Annotated in this window: 17 protein-coding genes; 5 read left to right on the plus strand and 12 right to left on the minus strand. The window is 53.9% G+C overall.

Annotated features, from left to right (window positions below; genetic code table 11):
• A partial coding sequence (gene thsB / locus E3E29_RS00005) for a thermosome subunit beta (RefSeq protein ID WP_277346679.1) occupies positions 1 to 1063 on the minus strand: 1063 nt, incomplete at its 3' end.
• Between the two features lie 175 nt (positions 1064 to 1238).
• Between thsB and E3E29_RS00010 the strand changes: the two genes are divergently transcribed.
• Complete coding sequence (locus E3E29_RS00010; RefSeq protein ID WP_167908968.1) at positions 1239 to 1904, plus strand: Kae1-associated kinase Bud32; 666 nt, start codon at positions 1239 to 1241, stop codon at positions 1902 to 1904.
• Positions 1905 to 1906: 2 nt separating this feature from the next.
• Here the strand turns inward: E3E29_RS00010 and E3E29_RS00015 are convergent, their stop codons facing one another.
• Entirely contained in the window at positions 1907 to 2695 is a 789-nt protein-coding gene (locus E3E29_RS00015) for a DUF63 family protein (protein WP_167908969.1), read from the minus strand.
• A gap of 99 nt (positions 2696 to 2794) precedes the next feature.
• Between E3E29_RS00015 and E3E29_RS00020 the strand changes: the two genes are divergently transcribed.
• The 3 genes from E3E29_RS00020 (at position 2795) to E3E29_RS00030 (ending at position 5611) form a co-directional block, all read left to right on the plus strand.
• On the plus strand, positions 2795 to 3490 hold the full coding sequence (locus tag E3E29_RS00020; RefSeq protein ID WP_167909720.1) for a DUF996 domain-containing protein: 696 nt from the start codon (positions 2795 to 2797) through the stop codon (positions 3488 to 3490).
• 107 nt (positions 3491 to 3597) lie between these two features.
• On the plus strand, positions 3598 to 4008 hold the full coding sequence (gene hjc, locus E3E29_RS00025; protein WP_167908970.1) for a Holliday junction resolvase Hjc: 411 nt from the start codon (positions 3598 to 3600) through the stop codon (positions 4006 to 4008).
• Positions 3995 to 5611, plus strand: coding sequence for a carboxypeptidase-like regulatory domain-containing protein (locus tag E3E29_RS00030; RefSeq protein WP_240922711.1), 1617 nt, complete (start codon positions 3995 to 3997; stop codon positions 5609 to 5611). Before hjc ends, E3E29_RS00030 begins: the two co-directional genes overlap by 14 nt.
• A 35-nt stretch (positions 5612 to 5646) precedes the next feature.
• On the opposite strand, the gene E3E29_RS00035 is transcribed toward E3E29_RS00030, so the two are convergent.
• Entirely contained in the window at positions 5647 to 6108 is a 462-nt protein-coding gene (locus E3E29_RS00035; RefSeq protein WP_167908971.1) for an Lrp/AsnC family transcriptional regulator, read from the minus strand.
• Positions 6109 to 6229: 121 nt separating this feature from the next.
• On the opposite strand from E3E29_RS00035, the gene E3E29_RS00040 reads away from it, so the two are divergent.
• Positions 6230 to 7564, plus strand: coding sequence for a leucine/methionine racemase (locus E3E29_RS00040; protein WP_167908972.1), 1335 nt, complete (start codon positions 6230 to 6232; stop codon positions 7562 to 7564).
• Between the two features lie 51 nt (positions 7565 to 7615).
• Here E3E29_RS00040 and nuoI read toward each other — a convergent pair whose 3' ends face one another.
• Genes nuoI through E3E29_RS00085 form a run of 9 tightly spaced genes read right to left on the minus strand, consistent with a single transcriptional unit; the run spans position 7616 to position 15970 of the window.
• On the minus strand, positions 7616 to 8290 hold the full coding sequence (gene nuoI, locus E3E29_RS00045) for an NADH-quinone oxidoreductase subunit NuoI (RefSeq protein WP_167909722.1): 675 nt from the start codon (positions 8288 to 8290) through the stop codon (positions 7616 to 7618).
• A gap of 5 nt (positions 8291 to 8295) precedes the next feature.
• Positions 8296 to 9480 (minus strand): NADH-quinone oxidoreductase subunit D, encoded by a 1185-nt coding sequence (locus E3E29_RS00050; protein ID WP_167908973.1) that lies wholly within the window; start codon positions 9478 to 9480, stop codon positions 8296 to 8298.
• Between the two features lie 10 nt (positions 9481 to 9490).
• The gene (locus E3E29_RS00055) at positions 9491 to 10093 is read right to left on the minus strand and encodes an NADH-quinone oxidoreductase subunit C (RefSeq protein ID WP_167908974.1); all 603 of its coding nucleotides are present in this window, start codon (positions 10091 to 10093) and stop codon (positions 9491 to 9493) included.
• The gene (locus tag E3E29_RS00060) at positions 10084 to 10665 is read right to left on the minus strand and encodes a NuoB/complex I 20 kDa subunit family protein (protein ID WP_394352969.1); all 582 of its coding nucleotides are present in this window, start codon (positions 10663 to 10665) and stop codon (positions 10084 to 10086) included. The genes E3E29_RS00055 and E3E29_RS00060 overlap by 10 nt, the downstream gene beginning before the upstream one ends.
• Before the next feature lie 19 nt (positions 10666 to 10684).
• Positions 10685 to 11578 (minus strand): respiratory chain complex I subunit 1 family protein, encoded by an 894-nt coding sequence (locus tag E3E29_RS00065; RefSeq protein WP_167908975.1) that lies wholly within the window; start codon positions 11576 to 11578, stop codon positions 10685 to 10687.
• Complete coding sequence (locus E3E29_RS00070) at positions 11579 to 13438, minus strand: proton-conducting transporter membrane subunit (RefSeq protein ID WP_167908976.1); 1860 nt, start codon at positions 13436 to 13438, stop codon at positions 11579 to 11581.
• On the minus strand, positions 13435 to 14925 hold the full coding sequence (locus E3E29_RS00075) for a proton-conducting transporter membrane subunit (protein WP_167908977.1): 1491 nt from the start codon (positions 14923 to 14925) through the stop codon (positions 13435 to 13437). The genes E3E29_RS00070 and E3E29_RS00075 overlap by 4 nt, the downstream gene beginning before the upstream one ends.
• On the minus strand, positions 14922 to 15266 hold the full coding sequence (locus tag E3E29_RS00080; protein ID WP_167908978.1) for an NADH-quinone oxidoreductase subunit K: 345 nt from the start codon (positions 15264 to 15266) through the stop codon (positions 14922 to 14924). The genes E3E29_RS00075 and E3E29_RS00080 overlap by 4 nt, the downstream gene beginning before the upstream one ends.
• Positions 15263 to 15970, minus strand: a complete 708-nt coding sequence (locus E3E29_RS00085; RefSeq protein ID WP_167909724.1) for a Na(+)/H(+) antiporter subunit B — start codon at positions 15968 to 15970, stop codon at positions 15263 to 15265. Before E3E29_RS00085 ends, E3E29_RS00080 begins: the two co-directional genes overlap by 4 nt.
• Positions 15971 to 15972: the final 2 nt, after the last annotated feature.

Genomic DNA, 15972 nt, shown 5'->3' on the forward strand with positions numbered 1-15972 from the left:
CCTTCCTCTCCTCGACGAGCTCGGCCTCACCGAGGTCTTCTGGAGTAAGGTCCTTAACGTTGGTGACGATCTTGGCGCCAGTGGCCTTGGAGAGCTTCTCCATATCGCTCTTCTTGACGCGCCTGACTGCCATTATGCCGTACTTGGCCAGGTAGTGCTGTGCTAAATCGTCGATGCCCTTTTGCACAAAGACGACGTTCGCTCCAACCTCCTTGATCTTGTCAACCATCTCCTTGAGCATTTTCTCCTCCTGGTCAAGGAAGCTCATGAGCTGGTCGGGGCTGGTGATGTTTATCTTCGCGTCGGTCTCGGTCTTCTTAACCTCGAGGGCCTCGTTAATGAGGGCGATCTTAGCGTTCTCAATCCTGGCTGGCATCCTTGGGTGGACGCGCTCCTTGTCGATGACGACGCCGCGGATGAGCTCGCTCTCCTCAGCGCTCTCGCCAGCCTTCTTCTCAATCTTGATGTTGTCGATGTCAACGGAGTAGCCCTCCTCGGTCTTCTCAGCGACCTGCTTGACGGCCTCAACGGCGAGCTTGGCAAAGAGATCTTTGTGGCTCTCGGCATTCTTTCCGGTGATTGAGGTAGCGGCTATCTTTACGAGGGTCTCCTCATCCTCAGGGTCAACCTTCTTGGCCATCTGGTCGAGTATTTCCTGGGCTTTCTCGGCGGCGAGAGCGTACCCCTTGATGACGATGCTCGGGTGAATGTTCTGGTCGAGTAACTCCTCCGCCTTCCTGAGGAGTTCTCCAGCAATAACAACCGCAGTAGTAGTACCGTCACCGGCCTCCTTGTCCTGAGTCTTAGCAACCTCAACCATCATCTTGGCAGCCGGGTGCTGGAGGTCTATCTTGTCGAGAATTGTGGCACCGTCGTTGGTGACGGTAACGTCTCCGAGGCTGTCGACGAGCATTTTGTCCATTCCCTTTGGTCCAAGGGTGGTTCTGACGGTTTCTGCTATGATTCTTGCGGCCAGAATGTTGAGTCTCTGGGCGTCTTTTCCGACGTACCTCTGGGTTCCTTCGGGTAGAATAACAACAGGCTGTCCGCTTAACTGAGCCATTTCACATTCCTCCTCTCAATTTATTTTTGCACTCAATACTTCGTCAGTGTTATATAAAAATTTTTGGGTCAAAAAGTTCAATTAAATAGTAAAAAATAGTTAAAATAACAAACAATGGCCCCGGAATCTGGAGAAAATGATAAAACTCAAGGACAGTAGTTGTGGTGGTGAGAGCGTGAGGCTGATAAAGCAGGGCGCGGAGGCCAAAATTTACCGAGGGAGCTTTAAAGAAGTCTTTGGGGTGAAACTCCTCGATGAAGATGTCGTGGTGAAGCACAGGGTTCCAAAGCGCTACCGCATAAAGGAGATTGATGAGAGGCTGAGGAAGGAGAGAACGGTGCGTGAGGCCAGGATACTCCACAGGGCAAAGGAAGCTGGGGTGTTCTGCCCCCACATGTACGAGGTCGACCTTAGGGACATGAAAATTGTAATGGAGTTCGTGGAGGGAGAGCGGCTGAAGGAGTACCTTGAGCGGGTTCCAATGGAGGAGAGACTGGAAGTCTGCAGGGAAGTTGGGAGGCGGATTGGGCTGCTCCATGAGGCGGGGATAGTACATGGCGACCTGACAACTTCCAACATGATCCTCCGGGATGGAGAGGTTTACCTCATAGATTTCGGTCTGGCCGATTTTGATGGAACGCTGGAGGCCCAGGGCGTTGATCTTCACCTCCTCAGGAGGGCCATGGAGAGCACTCACTACACTTGGTTTGATAGGGGGTTTGCGGCGGTCATTGAAGGCTACCGTGAGGTCAGAGGAGAGGAAAAAGCCGCCCAGATCGTTGATAAGATTCGGGAAATAGAAGAGAGGGGAAGGTACCGGGAGCGCGGCTGGGTCTCCTGAGCTCAGATTTGAAGCACCATCTGGGCTGGATCCCTGATTGCGGGTCCGAGGCCGAGTATGTAGATGGCCAGGTACCAGAACTTTCTCTCCTCCTCATCGGGCACGAGGTATTTGAGGCCGTAGTAGACCACCACGAGGATGACGGTTATCCAGGGGTAGTATACGTAAGCCCCGAACCAGTCGACGAGGTGGTGCTCTATCCAGTGAACCTCATGGTAGTGGTAGAAGTGGATTCCTACGACCGTTGAGCCCATGTCGTAGAGATGGGCCAGCACGGCGTAGAGGTAGAGTTTGTCAAAGGGCCTGTACCTGTACCAAGCGAGGGCGATGGCCCAGCTCACGAGGGTGTGGAGCATTGTGAGGCCGTAGGGCTCCCAGTTCTTGGCGTTCACGACGAGCAGGTAGTTAGCCCAGAGGGCCAGCACCGTCCCCCATCCCACAGTCACCTTGGGATACAGCCCGAATTTTGCATCTATGACAAGGGCAGGGACTATGAGGAAGAACGCCGTGAAGAATATGCCCGGCGTGAGTATCCAGGGATTCTCGGGCAGTACCCCCCCGTCGACGAGGGCCCTCACAGTGGCCCCAAAGACTACCATCGGCGTAACCGCCCAGAAGAGCCTCTCGTCGACTTTTATTTTTAGTGGTTTGATTATGTACTTGTACGAGTACACAACCCCCAGGCCAAACAGGAACGCGTAGAGGAACGTGTTAATAGCGTTGTAGCCACTCCTAGTGTACATCGGCTGAATGAAGTACTGGTTGAGGAACTGCCACAGCGATTCCAGCATCGTTTCACCCCTCACCCCCTACACATTTCCCTTAATAAAGTTTGGGAACTCTAGGAAAAACTTTAAAATGAATCGGGTTTACTAAATATGGTGGTTTTCATGGACACGTACGATGCCGCTACCTCTAACCAGGTTGATGTGAGCAGCGAGAGGTCCCTCGGCCTCATCGGAGCCATCCTGGCTCTACTGGCCTTAATACCAAAGGTTGGGCAGTTATTGGGTCTCATCGGCTTCGTCCTTGTTCTCATATCCCTCCATGGCATAGGGGAGAAGACTGGAAACAAGCGGCCCTTTAGTTACTATCTGAGAGCCTTCATAATAGATTTTGTGGGCTTCATAATCGTTATCTTACTTTTGATAGGGGCGTTTGCAATGGGGGTTCATTCCTTCTCTGGTTCATCCGGTGGTCAGATGATCTCCTCCCCTTTGGGCGGCTCAAACCCAGTCCAGATAATTTCGTATGAGCAGCATGAGGAACTAACTGGTGCAGGAATCGGGCTGGTCATTGCGGCAGTTATTCTCATTGTTCTGGTGATAATCCTCGGGGCCTACTATGAAAAGCGGGCATGGGAAGAGATGGCCCGGCTGACGAAGGTCAAGGAGTTCAACGATGCCGCCAAGTTCATCTGGTGGGGTGCGCTGACCTTCATAATCCTTGTTGGCATTATACTGCTCCTCATCGGCGCGATTTACAGAATACTAGCGTTCTCCAACATGCCTCAGCGTCTCAATCTAGGAGTCGCTACCCAGCAACCTCCGGAGCAGTTTGACGTGGAGGAATTCGAGAGCTGGTGAGTTTTCTTTTTCCTACTTCATGGTTCACTTGTTCCCTGTTATTCCCGGACCTGCCCCAAATTCGGTAAGTATAAATATTCCCGTTTTCATTTTCTATGGGGTTGAATATGAGGTACAGAAGGGGAGCCTCCGCTGAGCGGGAGCTGATACGGTCCCTTGAGAAGAGGGGTTTTGCGGTGGTTCGCTCCGCTGGCAGTAAGAAAGTTGACCTCGTGGCTGGAAACGGGGAGATGTACCTCTGCATAGAGGTCAAGAGCACGACTGGAGACAGGATATACTTCAGCGACGAGGATATGGATAAACTCCTTTCGTTCTCCTCCAGCTTTGGTGGGAGGCCGGTTATAGCGGTCAAGTTCATTAACAGGAGCTGGAGGTTTTTTGCACCCGAGGAGCTGATTAAATCTGGAAAAAACGGGAAGAACTACCGAATATCCCTGGACACCCCAGGTATGACGCTCGATGGGGTGTTGGGAAGGCAGAAGAGTCTCGTGGAGGTGTTCAACGTTGAAGAAAGCTGAAATCTCCGGGTTTGTTAAGGTCCTTTTCCTTGCTGCCATTCTCACAATGCCTGCACTTCCGACAACTGGGAGTGCTTCCGCTGATCAGCCAGGGCTTCCATTTATTCTGCAACCCCTCCAGGACAACATCGAGGTGCTCCCCGGGAGCGCCCTGACGATTCCGGTAAGGGTGACCAACCTTCTGAACGAGAGCCTTGAGAACATGAGCGTTGTCCTGAAATGGGCCGCCGGTGGAGGTCTCTACGTCGTGAACAAGACGACCCCCATTGGCCCCCATGAGAGCAGAGTCTTTGATCTAACGCTCAGAGTCCCCATGGTCCCATCCGGAACTTACAACCTGACGGTTCTCGGTCTCTGGGGCAACTTCACGGTGGAAAAGAACATGACGGTCACGGTTAAACCCTACGTTGAGTATACTATGGACGCAGAGGTCGGATACAGCTACATCTACGGCCACGACGTCCTCATGAACTTCTCAATCGTCAGCTACTCCAACGACGTTCTAACTGGCCCGATATGGGTGAAGGTCTACAGAAACAACACGCTCGTTGACCAGCACGCTGAGATATATCCTCTGCAGCCTGGAGGCACATGGAAGTACTCAATTAAGCTGGAGAAACCGAAAACCGGGATATACACGGTTCTATTCTCCGCCAACCTTTCGGGCATCTACCGCGAGGTCAAGAAGACGTTTGTAGTCTACAGAAGACGCTTCAACTACACCGTATGGTACTCAGATGGGGCCCTTCGCGTGCGGGTTCTCCTCTCAAACGGCTCCCCGGCGGCAGGAGTTCCCGTGAGCTTCGATGGGATAAAGCTTGAGACGAATGGGGAGGGGCTGGCAGTCTACCCAACAACTGAGCCCAGAACATACAACGTTACCCTTAACCTAGACGGGATCATCAAAAAAATCCCCGTGACCGTGGGGCAGCTCCGGCTGAACACCACCGTCTCCGGAGGGAACCTCGTCATCCGGGTGGTGGATTCTTCCGGCAACCCGGTTCCCAACGTTACCCTCTCAATAACCGCTTCCAGGGGTGAGTACACGGCAATCACCGGGGAGGATGGCACAGCGAAGCTCTCCGTGGATGCACTCGGTTACGGCCCAGTTTCCATCTCTGCAACTGCAGTGGGGTACGTGGGGGCAACGGCCACACTCGCTATAACCAGCATGTGGAGCCCTATAACGACCACGGGCTCCACCTATAAAACCACAACTAGCTCGTCTTCTACAACCACGCCTCTAACTTCCTCCACCCTTCCAACGACGACCACCCCCATCCCACCGAGCACTCCAAAGGGAAGCTCGCTGCCCGCTGAGGCTTTGGTACTTGGAGTTTCAGCGGCCATCTTGGTGGGGGGAATTTATCTCTCTTTCTTCCGTCCGCACATAATAGAAGAGGAGCTTGGTAGGTACTACTTCGTGAAGCTCAAGGCCCCCCGTCTGGTACCTCTCAAGGACTTCCACTGGGAAGGTCAGATGAACGCGGTGGAAGTCAGGGCGACAGAGGGAGATGCAAGGATAGAGGGCAACACAGTCATATGGGAAATAGAAGAGATGAAACCTGGTGAGGAGGCAGTTCTTCAGGTTGTCCTGGGATGAGGCCATCATTTCTTTTTCTCTTGGTATTGGTGGCTTTAAAACACCCTCGCATAGCCCCATTTCCTCACGCTGGTCAGGATGGAGGTCTCAGTACTCTTTATGCCGTCTATCCTCCCGAGCTTCTCGATTAGAAAGTCCTCAAGCTCCTGCAAATCCCTGACTGTAACCTGCATGAGGATGTCGTGTGCCCCCGTGGCTATTCCTAGGACATCCACCTCTGGCAGCTTCCCCAGCTTCTCAACGGCCTCCTTTATTCTTCCAGGTTCAACATCAACCGCTATGAAAGCCACTATGGAATAACCGGCCTTGAATGGGTTTATAAGTGCCGCAAACTTTCGTATAACTCCCCTCTCAACGAGCTTTTTAACCCTCAGCCTCACAGTCGATTCTGGAACTCCTATTCTCCGCGCGATCTCGGAGTAGCTTGCCCTTCCGTCCTCCTGGAGAATTCGGAGTATTGACCTGTCGAGGGTGTCAAGCTCTTCCTTATTCATCATTATTTCCTCACCATTTTAACTAAATTAGTAGCAACTTTATAAGTTTTTCTACTAAATTAGTAATTTTTATGCGAAAATAATATTAGTTCCAAGCGCATATATTACGCAGGTGGTGGTATTTATGGATGGACATGAGGATATTGTGAGCAGGTACTCTCGTGTTATCGCCCGCACTTCTCACGTTACGTACATCCCAATCGTCCCGTACAGGGCAGAAAACGCCTTTGTGTGGGACGTCAACGGGAGGAGATACATAGACTTTCTCGCTGATGCCGCCGTTCAGAACGTTGGGCACAACAACCCGCGGGTTCTCGAAGCGATAAAGAACACCGCGAACAGGTTACTCCACTTCACATTCATTTACGGGTTTCCGGTTGAGCCCCTCCTACTCGCCGAGAAGCTCACGGAGATAGCACCCTTTGAGGGGGGTAAAGTTGCTTTTGGGCTGAGCGGGAGCGATGCAAACGATGGTGCGATAAAGTTCGCCAGGGCATACACCGGTAGGCGCTCAATTATTGGCTACCTGAGGAGCTACTACGGCTCCACCTACGGCGCGATGAGCATAACCGGCCTCGACTTTGAAGTTCGGTCAAAGGTCGGCCAGCTCAGCGACGTTCACTTCATCCCGTTTCCAAACTGCTACCGCTGTCCCTTTGGCAAGGAGCCCGGAAAATGCCACATGGAATGCGTGTCTTTCCTGAAGGAGAAGTTCGAGGGAGAGGTTCACGCGGAAGGGACGGCTGCCTTGATTGGGGAGGCCATACAAGGTGACGCCGGGATGGTAGTGCCCCCTGAGAATTATTTCAAAAAGATCAAGAAGTTACTGGACGAACACGGCATCCTGCTCGTCGTTGATGAAGTTCAGAGCGGCCTGGGAAGAACGGGCAGGTGGTTTGCGATAGAGCACTTCGGTGTCGAGCCGGACATAATAACCCTCGCAAAACCCCTTGGAGGTGGACTGCCAATAAGCGCAGTGGTCGGAAGGGCCGAGATAATGGGCTCTCTCCCGCCTCTGGGACATGCGTTCACACTGGCTGGAAATCCCGTGGCAAGTGCGGCGGCCCTGGCGGTTCTTGAGGAGATAGAAGAGAGGAACCTCCTGAAGAGAGCGGAGTTGCTTGGTAACAAAGCGAAGAAACGGCTCGAGGGGATGAAAAAGAAGCATGACCTAATAGGAGATGTCCGCGGGCTGGGTCTTATGTTGGGCGTTGACCTCGTAAAGGACAGAGAGACAAAGGAAAGGGCCTATGAAGAGGCCAAAAAGATCGTCTGGAGGACTTACGAGCTAGGTCTGATCGTGGCCTTCCTCCAGGGCAACGTCCTGAGGATTGAGCCGCCCCTGACCATTGAGGAAGAGGTGCTTGATGAGGGATTGGACAAGCTCGAAGAGGCAATAGAGGACGTTGAGACGGGCCGTGTACCGGATGAAGTTCTCAAGAACGTGCAGGGGTGGTAACGCCAGTGGCTTTAAAATCAAAGGAAGAGGGATAAGGAGAGAAAGAAAAGCTCACTCCTTCTTCTCTTCAGTCTTGGGCTCTTCCTTTTTCTCCGCGGGCTTTGTCTCTTTCTTCTCCGCAGGTTTGGCGGCGGATTTTGGCTTTGCTGGCAGTTTGGGCGGCCTGAGGCCGTAGCCGAGTATCTTGAACTCTATCTTTGAACCATCGCGGAGGTAGTAGGTTACTTCCTTCGTCTCCTTGTTGAACTTTATCCTCTCGACCGGGAAGCGGTAGTCGTTGAACTTCTCGTTCAGCTCTTTAAGCTTGTCCGGGTGGACGGGCACCCAGTCGTAGAGCTGGAGGTCTTCTTCGAGGCCACCTGTGGTCAGGTAGTAGTTCTCGCTGAAGCCGAGCGCTCCCGTCGGGCAGACGTCAACGCAGAACTGGCAGAACGTACACCTGCCGTAGTCCACCTTCGGGTGCGGTCTCTTCTCCATCTGGCCGTCCACTTCTATCCAGGTCATCTCTATTGCCCTGGCCGGGCATATCTGACCGCAGAAGTTACAGCCTATGCACTTCTTCCAGTCGAGTGTGTGGAAGCCCCTGTACTTCGGCGCCGGCTCTATCTTCTCGTAGGGTATCTTTATCGTGACCGGCTTCTTGAAGAGGTACTTGATACCCATCCAGGGCTTGACGAATGACTTCTTGACCTTGACCTTTTCCTCACCAACGACTCTCACGGGCATCTTCATCACCTGTCCAGGTCCGGCGGGCAGTTGTCAAGGGTCTTCAATATGACCGGGACGTCGGCGAGGCGCGCTCCCTTCAGGAGCTCTTCAAGTACTGTGACACCGTGACTCTGGCTTGGACCGCGGAAGTGTGCTCTGTAGGGCTTGTGGGTTCCGTCGCTGACCACGAAGGCCCCGAAGTCGCCCTTGGTCGACTCGACGTGTGCGTAAGCCTCCCCCTTTGGCGGTTTGAACCTCGGAAGGGCCTTAAGCCTGGCATCCTGAACCATGTGTGGCCCGTTCGGCGGCCCCATATCGAGGAGCTGTTCGAGTATGTAGAGGTCCTGCTCCATCTCGTACCTCCTGACGAGGGTTCTTGCGAGGCTGTCCCCTTCTTTGAGAATCGGTACTTCAAAGTCGAGCTGGTCGTAGAGGTAGTAGGGGTCGTCCTTTCTGACGTCGTAGGGAACGCCGACGGCGCGGAGGTTTGGCCCGGTTACGGCGTGCTTGAGGGCGAACTTCTTGTCCATAACGCCAACTCCCTCAGTCCTCTCGAACATGATGTAGTTGTCGAAGAGTATCTCGTCGAAGTCCTTCATCTTGCTTTTGATGTATTCAACGGTATCCCTGAGCTGCCTAAGCCACTTGTCCCCTGGAATGTCCCTCCTCACACCGCCGGGGACGGTGTAGATGTGGTAGACCCTTCCTCCGGTGAGCTCCTCGAAGAGGCGCATGAACCTCTCACGGTAGGCTGCCGCCCACTGGCCGGCTGTGTAGAGGCCTATCTCGTTTCCAAAGCCCATTATCCAGAAGAGCCATGAGCTCATCCTGGCCATCTCTAGGACTACGTTCCTTATCCAGATAGCCCTGTCCGGAACCTCCCAGCCGACGATCTCATCAACGGCCATTGAGTATATGTTCTCTGGGACGTCACTCTCAGGAACGCAGATGCGCAGGATGAGGGCTATGTTGCTGAAGTAAGGCCTGTGCTCGGAGAGCTTCTCGAAACCCCTGTGGAGGAAGCCGGGGTTGACTATCGCCCTCTCAATCCTGTTTCCATCCATCTTTAGGATTATGCTGAAGTTTTCGGTGGCCATGTGCTGCGGGCCAAAGAACAGCTCGTAGGTGTCCTTGTCTATTGGGTGGAGGTACATGTCGTGTCCCTTTGCTTCTTCTTTAAGTTCCTTCGGGACTTCCAAATCAGCCATGATCATCACCTCATATCACGTAGTTGGTCTTACTCTCATCGAACCTGTCGAAGTCTTCGCCGTAGATCGTCTTGGCGTAGGAGAGTGTGTTGAAGTCCTTCCTGAGTGGGTGCTTCTCGTACTCCCTCGGCTCAAGGATGAAGGGTCCGAGCCTTGGGTTGCCCTCGAAGATTATCCCGAAGAACTCGTGGGCTTCCCTCTCGTAGGTCTCCGCCACTGGCCAGATGTCCATGACCGTCGGGAGCTTCGCGTCGTCCCTTGGTATTCTCGTCTTCACGAACGCATGGACGCTCTCGCTCAAACTCCAGAGCTGGTAGTTCACCTCGAACTGGCCCTCTTTGAGCCAGTCCACGACGCTTATCTGCATGAGCATCTCGAACTTCTCGCTCGCGAGCTCAAGGAACTCGTGTATCCTCTCGGCTGGAACGGTGAACTTAACGCGCCTCTTGCGAATTACCTCTCCCTCGGCGTAGGGTGCCTTCTCAAGGAGCACCTCCACCAGCTTTCCTTCCGTGGTGTCTGGAAGCTCCGGCTTATTCTCCTCAACGGGCTGAGCGTTCTCGACCTTCTCCTCGACCTTCTCCTCGACCTTGGGCTTCTCGTTCATATCCATGCGAGCCACCTCCTCGCGTCCTTCTCACGCCATCCCTCTCCGAACAGCTCGTCTTGGTTCTTCCGGTACCACTCGTAGTTCTCCCTATAGCGCTTCCAGCCGTCGGCTTCTCCATTCTCTATCTTCTTCATGATGGTGGTTATTCCGTCCATGACTGCCTCTGCTCTCGGCATGCAACCGGCTATGGCCACATCAATTGGTATGTACTTGTCGAGCTGCTTAACTACGTTGTAGGAGTCCCAGTAGACTCCACCGTTTATCGGGCAGGAACCATGGGCCAGTATGTACTTCGGGTCCTGCATCATCTCGTAGGTTATGATTATCCTCTTGAGCGTCTTCGGCGTAACGTAGCCCGTGATGAGGAACAGGTCGCCCATCCTTGGCGAGGGGTTTATCATGATTCCGAAGCGCTCGAAATCATAGCGGGCATTGGCGAGCGGCGGCATCTCTATACCGCCGCATCCCGTACAGAACGCCACTATCCAGAGGCTCTTCTTTCTCGCCCACCTGAAGAGGGGTTCGAAGACCTGAAACTCCTTCAGTTCGTAGTGTATAACATCACCGTTTTGCATCTCACCCATTACCATCACCTCACATCGTCAGGAGGACTGCTATTATTCCAATTATCGTCGGCCACTTCCAGAAGAACTTCGCTGCCTGGTCGATGGTGAACCTCGGATAGATGCTGGCTATGAATATTGATATGAAGAGGACCGCGAGTTGCTTCAGGAACAGCGTGAGCAGGTTGCTTGCCCCTCCAAGGAACAGTATTGTAAAGAACGTCGTCTCAGCGAAGAGCTGTATTGCGTGCTGGGTAAACAGTATGGCCGCGTGTTTTCCGCCGTACTCGACCATCGGACCCATTGAGATTTCCGCCGGTGCCGGGACGATGTCGAACGGCTCAAGGCCGAGCATTGCCTGGAAGACTATGTCAAAGACTATAAACGCGAGGAGCAGTGCCGGAACTGTTATGCTCCATCCGTGCATCTGCTGTTCCGACACTATCTCGCTCAGCATGAACGTTCCCCAGTGCTGGACGAGGGCTATTACCGCGAGGCCGTACGGTAGCTGCATGGCCACCATGGTGAGGAGTCCACGCTGGACACCGAGACCTGAGAACGGGTTGCCTGAGCTCATTGCACCGAGCATTATTCCGAGCATCGGAACCTCCAGGAGGTAGGCAACGACGATGAGGTCAGCGTTGCTGCTGAAGAGCTGGAAGTTCGCTATCGGGATGAAGAGGAGCGCCGCTATGGTAGCCCCCAGTGCGAATATCGGGCCGAAGTCATAGATGAAGCCGTGGCTGACGCTCTCCTTCTTGCCGAGCAGTTTGAGGGTATCTATAAGGGGCTGCCAAAGGGGTGGTCCAACCCTTCTCTGTATCCTTGCCATGGCCTTTCTCTCTATACCCATGAAGATGAAGCCCATGAACGTGGCGTAGATCAGTATTCCTATTGCCTCGAGTATGAGTTTCCAGTCAATCATTCACAGCACCCCCCACAGAGCAAGTACGAGCAGTATTATGGCCAGGTACCAGGCGTAGCTCTGGACGTTTCCGTTGTAGAAGCCCTCCCTCAGCCAGTCTCCAAAATCCTCGAAGAGGTTGGCAAGGCGTTCGTAGAATCTATCAAAGCTGACCTTCAGCCAGGAGCCGAGGGCTTCCTTTAGCGGCAGATAGAAGTTCTTCCTTATAGTGAGGTTGAACTCGTTTGTTACAGGGTTACCGGACTGATAGGTGTCTGTAACCGGGATTTTTCTTGCCCTGGCGCCGTAGAGGTATACCAACCCCGCTATGGCGAGGCCAACGATTAGGAGCAGGGTGACGGTCAGGGCGTTATAGGTTCCGGATGGGGTGGTGAGTTTGTAATAGTTGCCCCCAACGATGTCCGTTTCGAATATCTTGTTGATGTAGTTCGCGACGAGCCCAGGGGCGATTCCGAAGACGATGTTGGGTATCGCCAGTATCGTCATACCTACGAGGAGCGGAAGCGGTGCCTCCTGGACGTCCTCAAGGTCGCTCGGCCTCTGGCCGAACCATACCGCGTAGAGGAACCTGACGACGTAAGCGAACGCCAGTGCACTTCCGAGGAATATTGCTCCAGCAACGAGGGGCATGTGGGCGCTTATTGCCGCTTCGTAGATCAGCCACTTGCTCGCAAAGCCTGCCATTGGTGGTATTCCTGCGAGACTTAGAACCGCTATGAGTGCCATAGCGAAGGTGTAGGGCATTTTCTCGGCCAGCCCGCCCAAATCCTTGAACTCCGTCTTGCCGGTTCTCAGGATTATCGCGGCTGTGACGAGCCAGAACAGGCCCTTAAAGACGGCGTGGCTGAGGACGTGGAAGAGTCCTCCCGCAAAGCCGAGCCCAGTTCCGAGTCCGAAGGCGAGGATAATGTATCCTACCTGGCCGATTGAGGAGTAGGCGAAGAGCTTTCTGATGTCCTCTTGGAGAACCGCCAGGAAGCTGGCTACTACCACGGTTATTGCACCAAGCCATGCCATGATGTACGCAAAGCCGATGTGGCCGTGGAATGTGCCGATGGCCTGATAGAGGCTGACCCCTATCAGTAAATACAGGAGCAGGAACCCGTAGACCCCTGCCTTGCTGAGAGCACCACTGAAGAAGGTCGTGTAGCTCTGGTCAGTCTCGCTGTACGCGTCGGGTGCCCACACGTGGAGCGGCCAGACTCCAGCCTTGACTCCGAATGCCACGAGGAACAGGACGTATATTGTGTCAACGTAGGCGTTGCTGATCCTGTGAGTTGCAGTTAGAAGATACATGCCCTGCCTTACCCCCGCGAAATCAAGGGCTCCCGTCTTGGCGTATATCATGGCTATTGCCAGTATCATTGAGTAGGCGCCTATTATGCTCAGAACGAAGTACTTGAGCGACGCGTGGCGGTTCCTCTTGAGCACCATCATGAAGCTGGCGAATGTCATTAGCTCCCAGAACAGGAAGAAGGCTATGAAGTCGTTGGCCACGAAGACGCCGAGTACACCTGTGACGCTCATCAGGGTGAACATCCAGTCGTAGCCGCTGCCGCTGGTGGAAACCATTCCAAAGACCATCGCTGAGGCGACGAGGGCCGCTACCGCCGCGAAGTACCATGTCAGGGTGCTAAGGTGGAACGTGAGCGTGAAGACCCTAGCGTCCAGGGTGTAGTTTATCGGCCCGTTCAGGACTGTGTTGTACGCTAGGGCGATGACTGCAAGTGGGGTAATGCCACCGATGAGGCCCAACAGCTCACGGATTCCTTTAACGTTAATGGCCCAGGCCAGTACTCCGCTTACCGCCGGAACGAACAGCAGGAGGGGTATAACGTAGTCAGCGGGTATGAAACTCATGATCCCACCCCCATTAGAGGAACGTTCTTAATGTACTGTCCCACGTTGAAGATATCTGCGCCTGCCTTCTGTGCCACGGCCCAGAAGTAGTTCGGGTAAACGCCTATTGTCAGTATCAGTATCACGAGGAACAGGGCGATTGTACCTACGGCGAGATTCTCCCTGATCCTCTCTCCCTCTCCTCCGCTGAACCACATCGTGTGAATGAGCCTTATGTAATAGACTGCCTCCACGACGCTCGCCGTCAGAACCACCGCCGCTGCCCATGCATAGTTTGCCTTGACTGCCGCGAGGATGATCCAGACCTTACTCCAGAATATGTTGAACATGGGCACTCCGATTGCTGCTAATGAGCCGATGGTAATTGCCAGTGCCGTGAGGGGCATCCTCCTACCGAGCCCCCTGAAGTTCTCGATCCTGCTTCCCCCAAGCTCAACCGCGACGTAGCCGACGGTGAGGAAGAGTAGCCCCTTGACGATGGCATGGTTCATCATGTGGAACACTCCTGCATCTACTCCTATAGAGCTTCCAAGTGAAAAGGCGAGCGCTATGAACCCAACCTGGCTTATGGAGGAGTAAGCTATCATCCTCTTAACGTCCTTCTGCCTCAGTGCGGCGAACTCGGCCACGAAGACGGTTAGGGTGGCCATTATCACAAGGAGCTTGAGAACGTTGTGCCATCCGCTGGCGGACTGCATGAGGTATAATATTCTCGCCATGGCGTAGAGGCCGGCCTTGACGACGAAGGCTGAGAACATTGCGGTTACCGGGTGCGGTGCGGCCTGGTATGCATCCGGCGCCCACGCGTTGAGAGGGAACAGCTCCGCCTCAACTGCAAGCCCGAAGACTATCAGGCCCAGACCAACCTGAACCACCGTCGGGTTTATTGACCCTGCAAACTGCGCCAGCTGTGCCATGTTGAGGGTTCCCGTCGCGCCGTAGAGCATGATAAGGCCAATTAGGAAGAAGCTCGAGCCAATTCCACCCAGTATCATGTACTTGAGTGAAGCCTCAGCCGCTTCTCCCGTCTTGTTGTATGCGGTCAGAGCGTAGGCGGTTATGGAGGTTATCTCCATGAAGACGAAGAGGTTGAATATATCCCCCGTGGCCATCATCCCCGTGGCTCCGAGCATGAGGAGCATGAGGAGCATGGCGTACTTGTCAACTGGTTCCGTTTTAATGGCCCTCCAACTGAACACTGCCATGAAGAAGCTAATCCCAGCTACGATGAAGGCGAAGAGTGCCGCGAAGTGACCGATGTAGAGATCGATTCCAACCGGGGGCCTCCATGCACCAGCCATGACTATTATCGGCTTCCCGGTTGTGTAGACTTCCTTGAAGACCCATGCAGCTATTCCAGTCTGGGTTGCCGTAACGAGCACGAGGAATGGCATGACAGCCTTCTTGCTCACGGCCTTAATGACCGGAACGAAGAACGCGCTTAACAGGGGCAGCGCGATAAGGAGTGAAGCGTACTGTGGGTTCATCCTCTCAACCTCCTTATTTCCTCGATGTTAAGGGTTCCGTACTTCTCGTAGACGATTATCGCGGCGCTGAGGGCTAGGGCCGTTGTGGCAACGCCTATGACTATTGCCGTGAGGACGAGGGCCTGCGGAATCGGATCGACGGCTTGAGAAGGACCGATGCCTTCGCTCAGTATGGGGGCGCTCTTGCCGTTGATGTAGCCTATGCTGACTATCAAGAGGTTAACCCCACTCTCCATTATGTCGAGACCTATGAGGATTTTGAGCAGGTTCTTCTTAACGAGTACTGCGTAGAGTCCTATGAGTACCAGTGAGATTGCCCCGAAGTAGTAGACGGAGATCATTCTTTCACCTCCTCTTTGAGCATGTTGTCGATGATTCCGCTGAGCTCGGTTCCGACCTTGAGGGCTATAAGGGTGTATATGACCGGTATGAATCCGCCGCTGAAGAGCCTGCCGATGTTCCCTGCTCCCCAGTGCCAGGTCTGCCAGATCCAGTCGAAGAGGAAGTAGCCACTGATGGCAAGGCCTATAAGACCGACTATAACGTAGCCCATGCCGACGAGCCCTTCAGTGACCTCGAACTTTCCGTGGGGTATCTCATAGCTTATGAACGCCATGTACATGAGCAGGAAGCCGGTGGCTATTGTGGCTCCGCCGGGGAATCCCCCTCCCGGTGTCAGGTGTCCGTGGATGAAGATGTATCCGCCGAACATCAGGACGAATGGGAATAGAAGGCTGATGCCGGTTGTCAGTACGACTGAGCCCTCGGTCTTGGCCGTCCTCTTCTTCTTTCTTCCCCACAGAAGGGCTGCGACACCTGTTGAGGCTATGAACAGGACTGTAACTTCACCGAGCGTATCGAATCCACGGTAGTTGACTACTATTGCGGTAACCACGTTGATGGCACCTGTTTGAGCCTCAACATGGTTGAGGTAGTACTGTCCAACCAGCATTTTGTCCTGACCGAAGGGTACCCCTGCCAGACCCTGGGCCAGCCAGTACCCTATGATCAGAAGGGTTATTATGGCGAGTGACCTCTTGAGAATGC

It is taken from the genome of Thermococcus sp. Bubb.Bath, assembly GCF_012027595.1.
Taxonomy (GTDB): Archaea; Methanobacteriota_B; Thermococci; order Thermococcales; family Thermococcaceae; genus Thermococcus.